Below are 13,714 nucleotides of genomic sequence, written 5' to 3' on the forward strand. Positions count from 1 at the left end.
CGCTATCGAGGTTCGCTATCGAGCAGGCGGCCGCCGCGCGACGATAGCGCCTCGCCGGCGCGGTGATAGCCGATCACGCTGGCCACGCTGGCGTGATTGCTCATGGCCATGGTCTCGCCCAGGGGCAGGCCCTGGCGTCCCGCTTCGGTGATGAAGCCGGAACGCAGGCTGTGGGCGGCGTAATCTCCTTCCAGGCCGGCCAGGGCTGCGCGGGCCTGCACGATCCTGCGCACGGCTTCGGCGCCCAGGCCTTCGCCGATGACGCCGCCGCGCCGCACGCGGCGGAACAGCGGGCCCGATACGATGCCGGCGGCGCTCAGCCAGGCGTCCAGCGCCAGCGCGGCGCGGCCGACGATGGGCTTGTGGCTGTCGGCGCGCGCCACGCCTTCCTGGTTGGTCTTGGAATAGGTGAGCGTGTAGAGATAGCCCTCGGCCACGCGCCGGGTGTTTTCCATCGTGGCCCGGACCACCTCCGAGCGCCGGCGGCCGCCGCTGGCCCAGGCGAACAGCAGCAGGGCGCGGTCGCGCAGGCCCGCCAGGGATTCGTCGCAGGTGGCCAGCAACTGCTCCAGCGGTTCGCGGGTCAGGGCGTCCTTGCGGCCGGCGCGCACGCCGCGCTTGGCGTAGGCGCTGCGGGTGCGCTCCAGCACGGTCCGCACGGCGCGGCTGCGGCAAGGGTTGGGCAGGGACCGGGTTTCATGGGCCTCGGACAACACCGCCAGTCGATGGCGGACCGTGGCCAGCTTGAACGGCCCGGCCTGGCGCTTGACCTTGGCGGCGACCAGCGCGGCATCCACGTCGGCGGGCAGGTCATGCACCAGCGCCTGGCCTTCCAGATGCTCGACGTGGTCGGCGATGAACTGCAGGACGGCGTCGACCGGAACGGGCAGCGTCAGGGGCCGCCGCAGGCGCAGGGCGTGCCACGCCGCCCAGTACTGGATGGCCGAACGATAGGACGCCACCGTGTTTTCCGCGCTGCCCTCGCGCAGCAGCGCGCGGATGGACGCATCGCTGGCGCCCAGGCTTTCCAGCGCCTCTCCCGGCAGGGCAAGGCGTTCGGCGGGCGGCGGATGGGAGGGCGTGTCTTTCATCGCGAGGAACTTACCACGTTTGCCGGCATCGCCTTGGCGCGCCGGGCGGCCCTGACCCAGAGCAAGGTCATCGCCGCGGCGAGCGCCAGCAAGGGGAAGGTGATGAGGTTGAGCTTGCTCCAGCCGAGGTGCTCGAATACCGGACCCGCCCCCAGCGTCGCCAGGGCGGTCAGGACGTAGCGTATCAGTTCGGCCGTGCCCTGGACGCGCGCGCGCTCGGACGGCCGGTGCGAGGACGCGAGCAGGGTGGTGCCACCGACGTACATGAAATTCCATCCTATCCCCAGGCACAGCAATGCCACATAGAAGGATGCCAGCGTGGTGGACGCCACGGCGACGATCCCGCATAGCGCGCTGAGCGCCATGCCGGCGAACAGCACCGCCGGCATGCCGAAGCGCTTGATCAGGCGGCCGGCGAAGAAGGAGGGCGCGTACATTCCCACCAGGTGCCACTGGATGATGTTGGCGCCGTCGTCGATGGAATGATGGCAGGCGACCGCCGCCAGGGGCGCGGCGGTCATGGTGAACATCATCACCACGCCGCCGATGGCGTTGTTGGCCAGCGCGGCCAGCGAGATGGGTTGACGCAGGACGACACCCACCGGCCTCGGCGGCAAATCGGCATCCGGTTGCGGGACGCCCGACGCTCCCGCGTCCCGGTAGCCTATCCCGAGCAATAGCGCCGACAGGAAGCCCAGCAGGGCGACCATCAGATAGGATCCGGCGAACACCGTGGGCAGGAGATCGCGGCTCCAGGCGGCCAGGGCCGGTCCCAGCACCGCGGCGATCACGCCGCCGGTCAGCACGATGGAGATGACGCGCGCCTTGTGCGCTTCCGCCACGGCGTCGGCGGCCGCCAGCCGGTAGTATTGGGCGAAGGCCTGGAACACGCCGACGGCCGCGGTGCCGAGGCAGAACATCCAGAAGTGTTCGTGGATCACGGCCCAGACCGAGACCAGACCGCCCATGCCGCCGGCCAGCGCGCCGACGACGAAGCCCCGGCGTCTGCCCAGGCGTTGCATCAACAGCGAGGCGAAAAGGGTGACCACCGCCGCCGCCACGGTGATCAGCGCGAAGGGCAGCGTGGCCAGCGATTTGTCCGGGGCGAGCTGGTAGCCCGTCAGCCCCGTCAGCGTCAGGTCGACCGCGATCGAGGCGGTGAACAGCCCTTGGGCGATGGCCAGGACGGTGGTGTTCCGCCGGCCGGACGCGGGTTCGGCGGCTGGGGGCGGCGCGATGCGGGGAGCGTTCATGCGCGGCGCCTCCGCGCGGGGAGGGAGGTGGCGGGAAGCGGGACATGCATCGGGGGCTCTCCTGTGGCCTGTGGAACGGGGAAGGGCGCCGGCGGAACAGGGAATTCCACGCCGGGGCGCCGGCTATCGCGGTATGCGGATGGAGGGCATTCTGGACAGCCGGCGGCGGCGGGGAAAGGACGAAGATCCCTCGTTTCGAGACGCGGGTTGGGAATGGCGGTTTTCGAGGGATACATGTCCTTTCCGCCATCCCATTTCTCGTGCACTATTCGGCATTCGGGATATGTCATGGACGGCATGGCGCCGGCGGCCGCTTCGCCGGGCCGGCCTGTAGGCGGGTGCGCAATGAATACGAGGAATACAGGACGGGAATCGGCCGAGCCGCCGCGGGACATCGCGTTTCTCGTCTATCCGGGATTCCAGATCCAGGACCTGAGCGGCCCGTTGTCCGCTTTCGACACTGCCGGCCGCATCCCCGGCAATGCCTATCGCTGCCACGTCGTCTCCATGGACGGCGGGGGCGTTCTCAGCACCTCGGGGCTGGAGGTCGTGACGCGCAAGGTGCGCTCGACGCCGTACGACACCCTGATCGTCGTGGGCGGCCAGGGTTCGCGCGAACCGGTCCAGTGGCCGGCGATCTCCGCCTACCTGGCGTGGGCCGTGGCCCGGCGCACGCGGCGCATCGCCAGCGTCTGCACGGGCGCCTTCATCCTGGCGGCCGCGGGCCTGCTGGACGGCCGTCCGGCGACCACGCACTGGCGGCATGCGATCCAGTTGCAGCGCATGTTCCCGCGCGTCAAGGTCGACGGCGACCGCATCTACACCCGCGACGGCGACATCTGGACCTCGGCGGGCATTACCGCCGGCATCGACCTGGCGCTCGCCATGATCGAGGACGACCTGGGCCTGGACGTGGCGCAGCAGACCGCCCGGATGCTGGTGGTGTACTACCGCCGGCCGGGCGGCCAATCCCAATTCTCGGCCATGGCCGGGATGGAACCGGAGTCCGACCGGATACGCACCGTCCTGGCCTATATGCGCGAGCATCTGAACGAGGCGCTGTCGACCGAGAAGCTGGCGGCGGTCGCCTGCCTGAGCCCGCGCCAGTTCGGCCGCGCCTTCCTGGCCGAAACGGGGGAAACGCCCGCCAAGGCGGTGGAGCGCCTGAGAGTGGAGGTGGCGCGTCCGCGCGTGGAGCAGGGCGCCGAGCCCATCGAACACATCGCCCAAGCCGTGGGTTTCGCCGATCCGGAGCGCATGCGGCGCGCCTTCATCCGCATGCTGGGCCACCCGCCGCAAAGCGTCCGGAGAATGGCGGGCGCGGACGAGGCATTGGGCGTGACCCGGATTTAAATGTTAAGGTCCAGGCGTCAGGCGGGCGCTCGCGCAAATCCAGGGGGCGCCATCGGAACGCGATGAGAGAAATTCATCAAATGGGACGCCCTGGCGGCTTTCCAGTCTTTACAGTTTCCGCGCCTGAATAAAAATACGCGACTGAATAAAACCATGGAGACAACGCCGATGAAATCGGTTTCCCTTATCCAGGCATTGGCGCTGGCCGTGCTGGGCGGCGCCACGCTGGCCGCGCACGCCGAGACCTATCCGGCCCGGCCCATCACCCTCATCGTTCCTTATCCCGCCGGCGGGACCACGGACATCGCCGCCCGCACCATCGCCCAGGCCATGGGCCCGTTTCTCAAGCAGTCCATCGTGGTCGACAACCGCGCGGGCGCCGGCGGCAATATCGGCATGGGCGTGGTCAAGCGCGCCAATCCCGATGGCTACACCATCGGCATGGGCACCATCGGCACGCAGACCATCAACCAGTATCTGTACCATGACATGCCCTTCGACCCGGCGAAGGACTTCGCGCCGCTGGCCATGGTCTTCACGACGCCCAACGTCATCGCGGTGAGCGCGACGTCCGACATGAAGACGCTGCAGGATCTCATCGCCAAGGCCAAGGCCAACGCGAACAAGCCGCTCACGTATGGCTCGCCCGGCATCGGCTCCTCGGTGCACCTGACCGGCGCCTATCTGGAACAGGCCGCCGGCATCAAGATGCTGCACGTGCCGTTCAAGGGCGTGTCCGGTTCGATGCCCGCGCTGATCGGCGGCCAGATCGACATCCTGCTGGACAACCTGCCCAGCACGCTCAGCCAGTTGAAGGACGGCACCCGTGTCCGCGCGCTGGCCGTCACGTCGGCCCAGCGTTCGCCCTCCTTGCCGGACGTGCCCACCGCGGCGGAGTCGGGCTTGAAGGACTTCGACGTCACGGCCTGGTTCGCCTTGTACGCGCCGGCCGGCACGCCGCCGGAAGTGCAGGCCACCCTGATCGATGCGGCGAAGAAGGCGCTGGCAACGCCGGAAGTGAAGGCGCAACTGGCGTCCGTGGGCGCCACCGGCGGCACGCTGACCGGCGCCGACCTGTCCGCCTTCGAAGCGCAGGAGCGGCAGCGCTGGAGCAAGCTCATCAAGGACCGGAACATCACCACCAATTGATGGATGCGGCGGCGTGGCGGGGGCCGCCTATCCCGCCGGCCGCACGAGCAATACGGGCACCGGCGAAGTGCGCGCCACGCCTTCGGCGACGCTGCCCATGAACATGCGGTCCAGGCCGCGCCGTCCGCGGGTGCCCATGACGATCAGGTCGGCGTCCCATCGTCCGGCGCGTTCGACGATCACGTCCGGAATCCGGCGATCCTCGCATTCTTCCAGCAGGAATTCGATCGACGGGTCGTCCGGCCCGAACTTCTTGCGGGCCGCGTCCAGGATCTCGTCGCCATGCCGGCGCATGGCCGGCAGGACTTCATTGACGAAGATGCTGTGGCGTTCCATGCCATGGGAGTACCAGAGCGGATCGATCACGTGCAGCAACAGCACGCTGGCCCCCGTCATGGCCTTCATGCGCACCGCTTCCTCGATCGCGCGTCCGTTTCCCTCGCTGCCGTCGACGGGAACCAGGATTTTCTTGTACATGATCTTCTCCCAGATAAAGATAAAGCTTCCGCGCCGCCTGTCCGCGCCATCTTAGGCCACGGGTCCCGTTCACGACTTGATTTCGATCAAGGCGGGGCAGCCAGCCCCGCGCGCCGCTCAGAAAATCGGCGGCTCGGGCGTCGGCGCCGTGCCCTCGAGCGAGCGGAAGTCGCAACCCTGGTCCGCCTGCGTCACTTCGGCCTGGTAGATGCGGGTGTAGCCGCGCAGGTAGGGTTGCGGCGGCGGCGTCCAGGCCTGCCGGCGGGCGTCAATCTCCGCCTCGGGCACCAGCATGTCCAGTCGCCGCTCGCCGATGTCCAGCCGGATCCGGTCGCCCGTGCGCAGCAGGGCCAGGGGCCCGCCCACCGCGGATTCCGGCGCCACGTGCAGGATGCAGGTGCCGTAGTGCGTGCCGCTCATGCGCCCGTCGGAAATGCGGACCATGTCGCGCACGCCCTGGCGCAGCAGCTTCTTGGGAATCGGCAGGTTGCCCCATTCGGGCATGCCCGGGCCGCCCACCGGCCCCGCGTTGCGCAGCACCAGCACGGTGTTCTCGTCGGCGTCCAGGTCCGGATCGTTCACCGCCGCCAGCATCTCCTCGTTGGAGTCGAACACCAGCGCGCGGCCGGTGTGCCGCAGCAGCCGCGGGTCGGCGGCGGAAGGCTTGATCACCGCGCCGTCCGGGCAGAGATTGCCATGCAGGACGGCCAGGGCCATGCCGGCCTCCGGGCAATCCGGCGTGGCGGCGATCAGCGGCTGCTCGCACGTCCTTATCGTAGGCGCGGCCTGCGCCGCCGGTCCTTCGTCGGCATCGGGCCAGGCATCGATTTCCTCGCCCAGGGTGCGGCCCGTGACGGTGAGCGCCGACAGGTCCAGGTGCCGGCGCACCCGCTTCAGGACCGAGGGCAGGCCGCCCGCGTAGTAGAAGTCTTCCATCAGGCGCTTGCCCGAGGGATAGAGGTCGACGATCACCGGCACTTCGCGCGCCACGGCATCCAGCTCGTCCAGGCCCAGCGCGATGCCGGCGCGGCCCGCCATCGCCGGCAGGTGGACCGCAGCATTGGTCGAGCCGCCCAGCGCCATGTAGGCGACGACGGCGTTCCGGAACGAGGCGCGCGTGATGAAGCGCGAGGGCTTGAGGTCCTCCCAGACCAAGTCGACGATGCGCCGGCCGCAGGCCCAGGCCATGCGGGGGTGGGCGCTATCGACGGCCGGTATCGCCATGGCGCCCGGCAGCGACAGGCCCATCGCCTCGGCGATGGCGGTCATGGTGCTGGCCGTGCCCATGGTGTTGCAGGTGCCGGGCGAGCGCGCCATGCGGCCTTCCAGGCGCACCCATTCGTCGTGGCCGATATTGCCGATGGCGTATTCCGCCCAGAACTTCTTGGTGTGGGTCCCCGCGCCCACGGCTTCGCCGCGATAGCGGTCGTCCAGCAGCGGGCCCGCCGGCAGGTAGATACAGGGGATGTCCATCGAGAGCGCGCCCATGATCAGCCCCGGCGTGGTCTTGTCGCAGCCGCCCATCAGCACCACGCCGTCCAGCGGCAGGCTGCGCATCAACTCCTCGGCCTCCATGGCGAGGAAGTTGCGGTAGATCATGGTCGTCGGCTTGACCATGACCTCGCCCAGGCTCATGGCCGGCAGCTCGAAGGGAAAGCCGCCGGCCTGCAGGATGCCGCGCTTGACGGATTCGGCGCGCTCGCGCAGGTGCGCATGGCAGGGCGAGAGCTCGCTCCAGGTGTTGAGGATGCCGATGCAGGGCCGGCCCAGGAAGGCTTCGCGGGAAAAGCCCTGTTGCTGCATGCGTTGGCGGTGGGCGAAGCCGCGGATCTCTTCGTTCGCGAACCAGCGCTGGCTGCGCAACTGGTCCAGCGTCTTGCGGGCGGCGGGGCGGGTGGCGCTCACGGCGATGTCTCCGGGAAATGGATGTCAGTATTGGCTGTTCGCCACGGGCCCGCGGTGCTGGGCGAAGCGGGCGGCCATGTCGTCCGCCGCCTTGCGCAGCAGCACCTGGTCGGTGGCGACGGCGACGAAGAGCGCGCCCAGGTCCAGGCAGGCGCGCGCGCGTTTCTCGTCCAGCATCAGTATGCCGGGCGCCTTGCCGCAGGCGCGGATGCGCCGGATGGCGTCGTCGATGGCCGCGCTGACCCTGGGATGCTGCAATTCGCCGGGATGGCCCATGCTGGCCGACAGGTCGCCCGGCCCGACGAAGATGCCGTCCACGCCGTCGACCGCCGCGATGGCTTCGATATTGGCCAGCGCTTCCTCGGTTTCCACCTGGACCAGCAGGCACAGTTCCTTGTCCGCGTCGCGCACGTAGTCCGCGTCGCGGCCGAAATGGCTGGCGCGCATGGTGCCGCCCATGCCGCGTATGCCATGCGGCGGATAACGCATGGCGGCGACGGCGGCGGCCGCTTCCTCGGCGTTCTGCACGAAGGGCAGCAGCAGCGTCTGCGCGCCGATGTCCAGATAACGCTTGATCAGCACGGCGTCGTTCCAGGCGGGCCGCACCACGGCGGACGAAGGCCGCCGCTGCTCGGCCGCGACCGCCTGCAGTTGTTGCAGCATGAGCGGCACGTCGCTGGGCGTGTGCTCGGTGTCCAGCAGCAGCCAGTCATAGCCGGAACCGGCGATCAGCTCGGACACGAAGGGCGAGGCCAGGGTGGACCACAGGCCGATCTGCGGCCGGCCCGCGCGCAAGGCGTGCTTGAAGGGGTTGTGCAAAGGCATGGTGCGCTCGCTCCGTTTTCGATGGGTAAGGCGTATGGGCGTGTGGGGTTCTCAATCGATGTGCACGTTGCCGGCGCGGATCACGTCGCCCATGGACTGGTAGTCCTTCTTCAGGCGCGCGGTGAATTCGTCCGGTGTCGACGACAGCACTTCGAAGCCCTGCGCCTCCATCGGCTTGCGGAAGGCGGGGTCGTCGAGGATCTGGCGCATGGCCGCGTTCAGTTTTTCCACGATGGGCGCGGGCGTGCCGGCGCGCACCAGCATGCCGCTCCAGGCCACCGACTCCACGCCGGGCAAGCCGACTTCGGCCATGGTGGGGACGTCGGGCAGCAGCGGCGAACGCTTGGTGTCGGCCACGGCGAGCACGCGGATCTTGCCGGAATTGTGGAAGGGCACGACCGCCGACAGGTTGTGGAACATCATGGGGATCTGGCCCGCCAGCACATCGTTCAGCGCGGCGGGGCCGCCCTTGTAGGGGATGTGCATCAACTGCACGCCGGCCTTGCTCTGGAATTGCAGGCCCACGAGGTGCATGGTGTTGCCGTTGCCGGCCGAGCCGAAAGCCAGGGCGCCGGGCTTGGCCTTGGCGGCGGCGATGACGTCGGCCACGGAATGGTAGGGCGTCTGCGCGCCGACAAGCAGCACGTTGGGCGTCTGGTTGGTGAGCGTCAGCGGCTGGAAATCCTTGAGCGGATCGAAGCCCGCGTCCTTGTACAGGTGCGGGTTCACGGCGAGCGTGCTGATCGAGCCGTAGAAGATGGTGTAGCCGTCGGCCGGCGTGATGCGCGCGACGTTGGCCGCGGCGATGTTGCCGTTGGCGCCCGGGCGGTTGAGGATGATCACGGATTCCCCCAGGACCTTGCCCAGCGCCTGGCCGAAGGGACGGGCGAACTGGTCCGCCGCGCCGCCGGGCGGTTGCGGCACCACGATGGTGATGGGCTGGTTCGGATAGCCGGAGGCGGCCTGCGCGGCCTGGGGCAGGACGGTTGCGGCGGTCAGGGCCAGCGCGCCGGTCAGGAGGGCACGCGCGAAGGCGGTCGAGGGCATGGGGGTGTCGTCTCCAGTGTTTTCCATTCGGCCGGCGGGGTCTCGCGATAGCGATGGGCCGGGCAGGGACGGCGCTTATGCGCCATGGTTATGTGTTTATGGAACCGGTTTCATCCGAAGCGCAAAAAAAAGCCCCCACGCCGCGCGGCTGACGCCGCTTGCTGCCCCCCGAGGGAGCGTTTTTGCTTTGGGGTGGCCCGGCGGCAAAAAACGCCGGCGGGTAGTGCGCAGGCGTTGCGGTGGGCTTCGATATCCAAAGCCTCGTGGTTTCGGATGAAACCGGTTCCATGGCAAAAGTGTATTATTCCTCCTCGCGATCCGTCAATCTTCGCTTACTCGTTTTTCGTTTACTCCTTATTACCCGTTCGCGACGCGGCCCGGCCGCGTTCCAGCCATCCAGGGGAATCCATGACCGCCGACGCGCCGGACGAAAGCGCCGCACGCCGCCGAGGGGCGCGCCCGAAGCTGCTGGCCACCACCAACCGCGACATCGCCCGGCTGGCGCAGGTGTCGGTGGTGACGGTGTCACGCTATTTCAATTCGCCCGAACTGGTTTCCGAGGGCGTGCGCGAACGCCTGCGCGAAGTCATCGCCCAGACCGGCTATGTTCCCAGCCAGGTGGCGCGCCGCCTGGCTTCGTCCAAGAGCGGCGTGGTGGGCGCCGTCATGCAGAACATCGGCAGCCCTACCTTTGCCCGCGTCGTGCAGGGCATCACCGAGGTGGTGGACCGGCAGGGCCTGCAACTGCTGCTGGCCAGCAGCGATTACCTGCAGCATGCCGAGGCGAGGGCGATACGGACCTTCCTGGGCTGGCATCCCAGCGCGCTGATCCTGACCCGCGGCGACCACGCGCCCGATATCGAAGCCCTGTTGCGCGGCACGCGGGTGCCCGTGGTCGAAGCCTGGGACCTGGCCGACGACCGGCCATTCCACCAGGTCGGCTTCCGCCAGCAGGATGCCGGCGCGCTGGTGGCGCGGCATTTTCTCGAACAGGGCGTGCGGTGCGCGCGCTATGTCTTGCCCGCCAGCATTCAGGACAGCCGGGCGACGCGCCGCGGCGAGGGCTTCGTCTCGGCCATGCAGGCGGCGGGCGCCGTCGCGGCCTGCGTGCGGGCCGCCGAGGCCGACGATTTCGCGGCGGGCGAGGCCGCCATCGCCGCCTTCGCGGCCGAAGCGCCGGGTGCCCGGCCGCGCGCCCTGGCTTTCGCCAATGACAACATGGCGATGGCCGCGTTGCTGCGCGCCCCGGCCTACGGCGTGCAGGTGCCGCGCGATTGCGGCGTGGCGGGCTATGGCGATGCGCTGGTGGCGCCGATGCTGTCGCCCGCGCTGACCACCGTGCGCCCCGATCCCTATGCCATCGGCGCCGCGGCCGCGCACGCGGCCCTGCGCCTCATGCAGGGCGGGGCCGAGGCCGGCGCCGCCGCGGTCCGGCAGGAAGTGCCCTGCGCGCTGGTGGCGCGGGAGAGCAGTGCGATGACGGCGTGACAGGCGCCAGCGGCACGGCTGCCCGGCCTGCTGACCGGGACCGTGAAGCCGGCCCCGCCACGCGCCTCGATCAGGAACATCAATCGAAAATCATGGATCCCGACATGGCTCAAGAAAACAGCTTTGAAATCACCCGCCTGGAAACCTTCGTCCTGCGCGTGCCGGCGAGTCCGCCGGTGCGCACGTCGTTCGGCGTCATGCACGACCGTCCCGCGCTCCTGGTGCGCGTCACGGGCAAGGAAGGCGTCCAGGGGTGGGGCGAGGTCTGGTGCAACTTCCCCGCGGTGGGCGCGGAGCACCGCGCGCGCCTGCTCGATACCTGCATCAAGCCGCTGCTGCTGGGGCAGGCATGGGACAGCCCGGCGGCCTGCTTCGATGCGCTCGGCGCGCGGCTGCGCATCCTGGCGATCCAGTCCGGCGAGCCGGGCCCGCTGGCGCAGGCGGTGGCCGGCGTGGACACCGCCATCTGGGACATGGTGGCGCGCCGCGCGCGACAGCCGCTGTGGCGCCACCTGGGCGGCCAGCCCACGATCCGCGTCTACACCTCGGGCATCAATCCCGACCAGCCCGAGCGCATCGCCGAGGCCAAGGCGCGCGAGGGATATACGGCGTTCAAGCTGAAGGTCGGCTTCGGCGACCAGCGCGACGAGGACAATGTGCGCATCTTGCGCCAGGCCATGGGCGCCGGCGCGACGCTGATGGTCGACGCGAACCAGGCCTGGACGCCGGCGCAGTCGGCCGACATGACGCAACGGCTGGCGGCTTACGACCTGGCCTGGCTGGAGGAGCCCCTGCCGGCCGACACGCCCTGGCCCGTATGGCGCACGCTGGCGGAGCAGTCGTCCATTCCCATCGCCGGCGGCGAGAACCTGCGCGGGCCGGAGGCATTCGTCGCCGCCATGGAGGAGGGCGGCATGGCGGTCATCCAGCCCGACCTCGGCAAATGGGGCGGTTTCAGCGGCTGCCTGCCGGTGGCGCGCGACGTCCTGGCCCGCGGGCGCACCTTCTGCCCGCACTGGCTGGGCGGCGGCATCGGGCTGACGGCCTCCCTGCACCTGAAGGCCGCGATCGGCGGCGTGGGCTACGTCGAGGTGGATTCCAATCCCAATATGTTGCGCGATTGGCTGCTGCCGGCCGACTTCGCGGTCAAGGACGGCACCGTGACCTTGTCCGGCGAAGCGGGCCTGGGCGTCACGCCCGACCTGGAGCGCCTGCGGCCTTACATCGTCGCGGCGCACGGGGGCTGAGGCAGCAGCTTCCGACCGCGCGCCGCGCGGCGGCAGGCATGTCGCGGCCTGGAAGGACGAGGGCGCATGCCCGCGCGGGCGGCGCATACGGCAACCCTGGCGCCGCTTACTTGCCCCCGGTGGCGTCGAGGAAGGTCCCGGTGATGAAGGACGCCTCGGCGCCGGCCAACCACAGGATGGCCCGTGCCACTTCCTCGGGCTGGCCGCCCCTGCCCATGGGGATCGAGTCCTTGACGCGATCCACCCGGCCCGGCTCTCCGCCGCTGGCGTGCATCTCCGTATAGATGTGCCCGGGGCGCACGCAGTTCACGCGTATCCCTTCGCGCGCGACTTCCTTGGCGAAGCCGGTGGTGAAGGTCTCCAGGGCGCCCTTGGAGGCGGCGTAGTCGACATATTCGTTGGGACTGCCCAGCCGGGCCGACGCCGACGACACGTTGACGATGGCGCCGCCGCGCCCGCCGTGGCGAAGGGACATCCGCCTGGCCGCCTGTTGCGCGCAGAGGATGGGGCCGATGGCGTTGACCGCGAAGATGCGCTGCATCCGCTCGAATCCGAGATCCTCCAGCCGTGACTGCCGGCCGATGATCGCGGCGTTGTTCACCAGCACGTCGATGCGGCCGAACTCGCGGTCGATGGCGGCGAACAGGCGGGCCACCTGTTCCGGCTCCGCGCTGTCGGCCTGCACGGGCAGCGCGCAGCGGCCGGCGGCCCGCACGTCGGCGGCCACCGCGAGGGCGGCGGATTCGTTCGAGACATAGCTGATCGCCACGTCATAGCCTTGCGCGGCGGCAAGGCGCGCCGTCGCCGCGCCTACGCCGCGGCTTCCGCCGGTGACCAGGATCAATGGCGCATCGGGCGTGGCATCTGGGACTGCATTCCTGTTCATCTTGCAACCCTCCGGGTGATAAATGATGAGTAATGGGTGATGGGTGATGGTGGGAAATGCGTCGGGCCAGGCGCCGGGCGCGGACTTGGCTTCAGGCCGCCAGGCTTGACGGCGCCGGCCTCTCAATCCGTATGCAGCGTTTCCAGGGCGACCACGCCGAGCAGGATGACGGCAGCGGCGGCGGCGCGGCCGTAGCCCTGGCGCTCGCGCAAGATGAAAGCGGAAATGGCGGCGCCGAAGATGATCGCGGTTTCCCGCAAGGCGGCGACCAGGGCGATGGGCACGCGCGTCATCGCCCACAACACGAGCGAATACGCGGCCAGGGTGCACGCGCCGCCCGCCAGCACGAAGCGCCAGCGCGTGCGCAAGTGCCTGGCCGCATCGGCGCGCCGGCGCGCCAGCGTCCACGCCAGGATAGGCGGCGCCGTCAGGATGAATACCCACATCGTGTAGGACGCAGGATCCCCGGACAACCGCACGCCTGTCCCATCTACCAAGGTGTAGGACGCGACGGTCACGGCATTCAGCAAGGCCAGGCGCGTGGTGCGCGCCGTCGCGGCGCGGGTCGTATGTGCGGCCGGCGGATGCGCGGCCAGCAGTCCCAGGATGCCGGCGCAAATGAGCAGGATGCCGGCCCACTCGCCCGCGTTCAGGCGCTCGCCGATCAGCGGCCCGCTCGCCAGCGCCACCAGCAGCGGCGGCGTGCCCCGCATCAGGGGATAGGCGTGGCTCATGTCGCCGCTGCGATAGGCCGCGCCGATCAACAGGAAATAGGCCACGTGGATGGCCGCCGACAGCGCGATGTACGTCCAGCTTGCGCCGGCCGGCAAGGGCAGGAAGGGGACGGCGAGCAGGCAGAGCGCGGCCGCGCTGGCCGTCACGAACACGATGTCGAGCGGCTTATCCGGGCTGGATTTGACGACGGCGTTCCAACTGGCGTGCAGCAAGGCGGCCAGGAGGACGAGCAGCAGGACATGGGTGGGCATCGATCTC

The 13,714-nt window shown here is 69.5% G+C and carries 12 protein-coding genes; 4 read left to right on the forward strand and 8 right to left on the reverse strand.

Annotation, left to right across the window (positions count from 1 at the left end):
• Positions 1 to 2: 2 nt before the first annotated feature.
• Both CAL29_RS14060 and CAL29_RS14065 read right to left on the reverse strand, forming a co-directional pair.
• Entirely contained in the window at positions 3 to 1,091 is a 1,089-nt protein-coding gene (locus CAL29_RS14060; protein WP_179284021.1) for a site-specific integrase, read from the reverse strand.
• Positions 1,088 to 2,344, reverse strand: a complete 1,257-nt coding sequence (locus CAL29_RS14065) for an MFS transporter (RefSeq protein WP_094853604.1) — start codon at positions 2,342 to 2,344, stop codon at positions 1,088 to 1,090. The genes CAL29_RS14060 and CAL29_RS14065 overlap by 4 nt, the downstream gene beginning before the upstream one ends.
• A 345-nt stretch (positions 2,345 to 2,689) precedes the next feature.
• On the opposite strand from CAL29_RS14065, the gene CAL29_RS14070 reads away from it, so the two are divergent.
• Positions 2,690 to 3,697: a GlxA family transcriptional regulator gene (locus CAL29_RS14070; RefSeq protein ID WP_094853605.1), complete on the forward strand. Its 1,008-nt coding sequence runs from the start codon at positions 2,690 to 2,692 to the stop codon at positions 3,695 to 3,697.
• A 168-nt stretch (positions 3,698 to 3,865) separates the two neighbouring features.
• Positions 3,866 to 4,846, forward strand: coding sequence for a Bug family tripartite tricarboxylate transporter substrate binding protein (locus tag CAL29_RS14075; protein WP_256977454.1), 981 nt, complete (start codon positions 3,866 to 3,868; stop codon positions 4,844 to 4,846).
• Positions 4,847 to 4,873: 27 nt separating this feature from the next.
• On the opposite strand, the gene CAL29_RS14080 is transcribed toward CAL29_RS14075, so the two are convergent.
• The 4 genes from CAL29_RS14080 to CAL29_RS14095 form a co-directional block, all read right to left on the reverse strand.
• Complete coding sequence (locus tag CAL29_RS14080; RefSeq protein ID WP_094853607.1) at positions 4,874 to 5,323, reverse strand: universal stress protein; 450 nt, start codon at positions 5,321 to 5,323, stop codon at positions 4,874 to 4,876.
• Between the two features lie 117 nt (positions 5,324 to 5,440).
• Positions 5,441 to 7,228, reverse strand: coding sequence for an L-arabinonate dehydratase (araD, locus tag CAL29_RS14085; RefSeq protein ID WP_094853608.1), 1,788 nt, complete (start codon positions 7,226 to 7,228; stop codon positions 5,441 to 5,443).
• A gap of 24 nt (positions 7,229 to 7,252) precedes the next feature.
• Positions 7,253 to 8,053 carry an aldolase/citrate lyase family protein gene (locus CAL29_RS14090; RefSeq protein ID WP_094853609.1) on the reverse strand — a complete coding sequence of 267 codons (801 nt, stop codon included), beginning with the start codon at positions 8,051 to 8,053 and terminating at the stop codon, positions 7,253 to 7,255.
• 51 nt (positions 8,054 to 8,104) lie between these two features.
• On the reverse strand, positions 8,105 to 9,100 hold the full coding sequence (locus tag CAL29_RS14095; RefSeq protein ID WP_094853610.1) for a Bug family tripartite tricarboxylate transporter substrate binding protein: 996 nt from the start codon (positions 9,098 to 9,100) through the stop codon (positions 8,105 to 8,107).
• Between the two features lie 408 nt (positions 9,101 to 9,508).
• Between CAL29_RS14095 and CAL29_RS14100 the strand changes: the two genes are divergently transcribed.
• Positions 9,509 to 10,588, forward strand: coding sequence for a LacI family DNA-binding transcriptional regulator (locus CAL29_RS14100; RefSeq protein WP_179284022.1), 1,080 nt, complete (start codon positions 9,509 to 9,511; stop codon positions 10,586 to 10,588).
• A 104-nt stretch (positions 10,589 to 10,692) separates the two neighbouring features.
• Positions 10,693 to 11,835 (forward strand): mandelate racemase/muconate lactonizing enzyme family protein, encoded by a 1,143-nt coding sequence (locus tag CAL29_RS14105; RefSeq protein ID WP_094854092.1) that lies wholly within the window; start codon positions 10,693 to 10,695, stop codon positions 11,833 to 11,835.
• 106 nt (positions 11,836 to 11,941) lie between these two features.
• On the opposite strand, the gene CAL29_RS14110 is transcribed toward CAL29_RS14105, so the two are convergent.
• A complete protein-coding gene (locus CAL29_RS14110) occupies positions 11,942 to 12,721 on the reverse strand; it encodes an SDR family oxidoreductase (protein WP_094853612.1) in 780 nt (259 codons plus the stop codon).
• A gap of 122 nt (positions 12,722 to 12,843) precedes the next feature.
• Positions 12,844 to 13,707, reverse strand: coding sequence for a DMT family transporter (locus CAL29_RS14115; protein WP_094853613.1), 864 nt, complete (start codon positions 13,705 to 13,707; stop codon positions 12,844 to 12,846).
• Positions 13,708 to 13,714: the final 7 nt, after the last annotated feature.

This window comes from Bordetella genomosp. 10 (assembly GCF_002261225.1).
Classification (GTDB): domain Bacteria; phylum Pseudomonadota; class Gammaproteobacteria; order Burkholderiales; family Burkholderiaceae_B; genus Bordetella_C.

Bases quoted from the DNA above. Each gene is read 5' to 3' on its own strand.
- CAL29_RS14060 (WP_179284021.1), bottom strand. From the start codon at position 1,091: ATGAAAGACACGCCCTCCCATCCGCCGCCCGCCGAACGCCTTGCCCTG.
- CAL29_RS14065 (WP_094853604.1), bottom strand. From the start codon at position 2,344: ATGAACGCTCCCCGCATCGCGCCGCCCCCAGCCGCCGAACCCGCGTCC.
- CAL29_RS14070 (WP_094853605.1), top strand. From the start codon at position 2,690: ATGAATACGAGGAATACAGGACGGGAATCGGCCGAGCCGCCGCGGGAC.
- CAL29_RS14075 (WP_256977454.1), top strand. From the start codon at position 3,866: ATGAAATCGGTTTCCCTTATCCAGGCATTGGCGCTGGCCGTGCTGGGC.
- CAL29_RS14080 (WP_094853607.1), bottom strand. From the start codon at position 5,323: ATGTACAAGAAAATCCTGGTTCCCGTCGACGGCAGCGAGGGAAACGGA.
- CAL29_RS14090 (WP_094853609.1), bottom strand. From the start codon at position 8,053: ATGCCTTTGCACAACCCCTTCAAGCACGCCTTGCGCGCGGGCCGGCCG.
- CAL29_RS14095 (WP_094853610.1), bottom strand. From the start codon at position 9,100: ATGCCCTCGACCGCCTTCGCGCGTGCCCTCCTGACCGGCGCGCTGGCC.
- CAL29_RS14100 (WP_179284022.1), top strand. From the start codon at position 9,509: ATGACCGCCGACGCGCCGGACGAAAGCGCCGCACGCCGCCGAGGGGCG.
- CAL29_RS14105 (WP_094854092.1), top strand. From the start codon at position 10,693: ATGGCTCAAGAAAACAGCTTTGAAATCACCCGCCTGGAAACCTTCGTC.
- CAL29_RS14110 (WP_094853612.1), bottom strand. From the start codon at position 12,721: ATGAACAGGAATGCAGTCCCAGATGCCACGCCCGATGCGCCATTGATC.
- CAL29_RS14115 (WP_094853613.1), bottom strand. From the start codon at position 13,707: ATGCCCACCCATGTCCTGCTGCTCGTCCTCCTGGCCGCCTTGCTGCAC.